The sequence below is a fragment of the Bacteroidota bacterium genome (assembly GCA_034723125.1).
Taxonomy (GTDB): Bacteria; Bacteroidota; Bacteroidia; order CAILMK01; family JAAYUY01; genus JAYEOP01.
Window position 1 is genome coordinate 1 of the sequence record JAYEOP010000234.1, and the last position, 3,204, is coordinate 3,204.

The 3,204-nt window shown below is 28.4% G+C and carries 3 protein-coding genes; 1 reads left to right on the forward strand and 2 read right to left on the reverse strand.

Going from position 1 to position 3,204, the window contains the following annotated elements:
* Positions 1 to 244, forward strand: a 244-nt coding sequence (locus U9R42_06560) for a PIN domain-containing protein (GenBank protein ID MEA3495680.1), incomplete at its 5' end; no start/stop codon positions are given.
* A 509-nt stretch (positions 245 to 753) separates the two neighbouring features.
* On the opposite strand, the gene U9R42_06565 is transcribed toward U9R42_06560, so the two are convergent.
* Entirely contained in the window at positions 754 to 1,890 is a 1,137-nt protein-coding gene (locus tag U9R42_06565) for an IS91 family transposase (GenBank protein ID MEA3495681.1), read from the reverse strand.
* A complete protein-coding gene (locus U9R42_06570; GenBank protein MEA3495682.1) occupies positions 1,890 to 2,771 on the reverse strand; it encodes a tyrosine-type recombinase/integrase in 882 nt (293 codons plus the stop codon). Before U9R42_06570 ends, U9R42_06565 begins: the two co-directional genes overlap by 1 nt.
* Positions 2,772 to 3,204: the final 433 nt, after the last annotated feature.

A 3,204-nucleotide genomic window follows, 5' to 3' on the forward strand; every position in this document is an offset into this window, starting at 1 on the left:
CTTCAATAATGAGCAAGAAAAATTTGCGATAGAGAAGATTTTAGAAATAATATCAATCGTAAACCTTGACAAAGAAATTGCTGATTTAACAATTGAGTTTAGGAAACAATCAAAAATAAAACTACCTGATGCTTTGATAATTGCAACGGCAGAAATAATTGAAGCAGATTTGGTAACCAGCAATGTTTCGGATTTTAAGAAATTGACAAAAACCGTTGAGATAATTGAACCAAAAAGAAAATAGGAAGCCTAACATTTAGGCTTCGTTTTGATTTTTTGCCTTAGCAAAAAATACAAAATGAAGCCCCAGTTTGCACTAACCGTTCAACCCACAAAAGAACAATTTTCTGCTTATGGGGTTTCAATAATTTTATTTTCTGAAAAGTCTATGATAATTGTATTATAATTATCATAATTATATTTTTTTTGGAGAGATTTTCTGATTATTATTTTCAGAAACTCATATTTTAGTGAAAAATTCATCATTTTTTTTAAGATATTTTAATTTTAGACAATACAATATCATTCGCATAAAAACACGTCAAAATTTATATTCAATCAACAAAATAAAATCCTTTTATTTTAACCTAAATTAAGCGATTATCTGCTTCGATAAGCACCAACCTATTGAGTTAAAAAAGTTTATAAAAAAAGACTCAAAGACCAACGGGTTTTTTTACTTTTTTTATAAATTTTTTATTCTCAATATTTTGGCACTTCTCTTTGCACATAATCGCTCAATTTAGATTTAATTTATTCTAATGGATAATATTCCTGACCACGTTTTAATTCAATTATTAGTAGCATTTTACCTTTTTTACATTTTGGACAAATATCAGGTTCTACTCCATATTTTTCTTTCATAATTATTTTCCAATCTTTATCTTTTTTCGGTGGTGCTTTTGCGTCAAGAGATTTACGTGCCTGTTCTAATGATTTTTTTTTATTTCTATTTGACAAAAAACCATAATGCCTAATTTTTATAAATTTTCTGGGTAAAATATGTAAACAAAATCTGCGTAAAAATTCACGAACAGGTAATTTTACAATTTCTTTATTGCCTTCTTTTTTATAATTTTTTGCCCAAAATTTAATAACACCATTTTTTATATCAATAATTCTATGATTCGAGATTGCTATTCTGTGCGTATATCTGCCCAAATATTCAATTACTGAATTAACTTTGTTAAAAGGACGCTTAGCATAAACAACCCAGTCTTTTTCAAATAATTTATCTATTAATTTTTTGGATAAAATAATATTTTTTTCTTTAGCAAAATTACGTAAGCCTTCAACAAATCTTGCACGATAAACAGAACTCATTGCTTTTGTTGGAAATAAGTATTTTCCATCGGAACGTGAATTTTTCCAGTTTCCATTTTCATCTAAGCCGCCACCCGGAATAATACAATGCAAGTGAGGGTGAAAACTTAAATTTTGTCCCCAAGTATGTAAAATAGTTATCATGCCGGATTTTGCACCAAGAAATTTTTTATTTTTTGCAAACCCCTGTATTACAGACCATACTGTTTTAAAAAGCAAATTATAAAGTTCTTTTTGATACTTCAAAATTAAGCCATTAAGTTCGTGTGGAAGTGTAAATACTACATGAAAATATTTTACCGGTAATAAATCTTCTTCTCTTGATATTATCCATTGTTCTTTTTTCAAGCCCTGACATTTAGGACAATGACGATTCCTACAACTATTGTAACTTATACGAAGATGTCCACAATCATCGCATTGTTCAACATGACCGCCAAAGTACGAAGTCCTACAATATTCTAAATTTTCTAATACCTTTATTTTATACGAAGGTAAGTTTTCTCGCTTTTTAAAGTCAAACCCGTATAAATCAAGTATATCAGAAATTTCATATTTTGGCTTCATTATTTAATTCCATAAAGACTGTCAAGTGGACTCACAGCTGTTTTTCTTTCAAAACGAGCCACTTGAAGATATTCCATAGTTGTCTGGATATTTTCATGTCCAAGTTGCTCTTTTACGGTTACTATATCAATTCCATTTTCAAGCATGTGTGTAGCAAAACTATGCCGTAAAGTATGAATTGTTACTGTTTTTTCTATCCCTGCCTTTAAAACAGCATGTTTCAATATTTTTCTTATTGTTGTTTTTGAAATATAATTACCTTCTTTTTGTCCGGGAAAAACATATTTTTTTATTTTATATTCATTGCAATATTTTTTATATCGGCTTGCCAAAAATTTAGATAAAACAACATATCTATCTTTTTTTCCTTTGCCCTGACAAACATAAATTAACTTACGTTCTGTATCAATATCAATACGTGCTATGCGTTGGGATTCACTAATACGTAAACCAGCAGAATAAATTAAAGCAAGCATAAATTTGTCCTTAAATTTTTCTGGTGCAGCAAATAATTTTATACATTCTGCTTGTGATAAAACAACTGGGAGAGTTTTCTTTTTTGGCAAAGGAGGAAGTTTTATCAGTTTATCTTCAAGATTGTAAAGCCTAAATAAATAACGAAGTCCGTAAACAGTAAATTTAAAATAACTTTCGCTGTAATCATTTTCTGTTTTGACTTTAAATAGATATTCTTTAATTTCTTCATTAGAAATTTTTGTAGGTAATTTCTTAAATTCTAATGAAATAGCAGCAATTTGCCTAATATAGCATTTGTAAGTTTTTTGTGTTTTACCATTGAGTATCAAATCTCGTTCAAATTTGTGACTCATATTCTTAAAACCTTTTATTTCTTTCTTCGCACTTTCAATAATAGTTTTCATAACAAATAAATTTTAAATTAATATTAAATTGTCATGAAATTTTACGATATTTGCAAAATAAAAGTTGCAAATTAATCAAATATATAAAAAAAATATTATATTTGTGCTGTGAATTTAAAGGCTACCATGAGGTTTAGTGCAACATTTTCTTGGATTTCATTGCCTTTTTCCGCACAATGTAAATTCTTATTCAATCGTTCAAATTTCGCACAATTGTCAATTTTTGCACCACGAAAAAGGCAATGAAAACCAAGAAAATGTTAGCACCTTTTTTCATTTCGTTATCAAGTATTTGTTAATTATTTCATTTAAGGTTTCTTCGCTTATAGGTTTTGAAATAAAATCATCGCAACCTGCTGAAATTGCTTGTCCTTTTTCTTCTCTTGTTGAATATGCTGTTTGTGCAACTATCGGCAAATCAGGGCGAAATTCT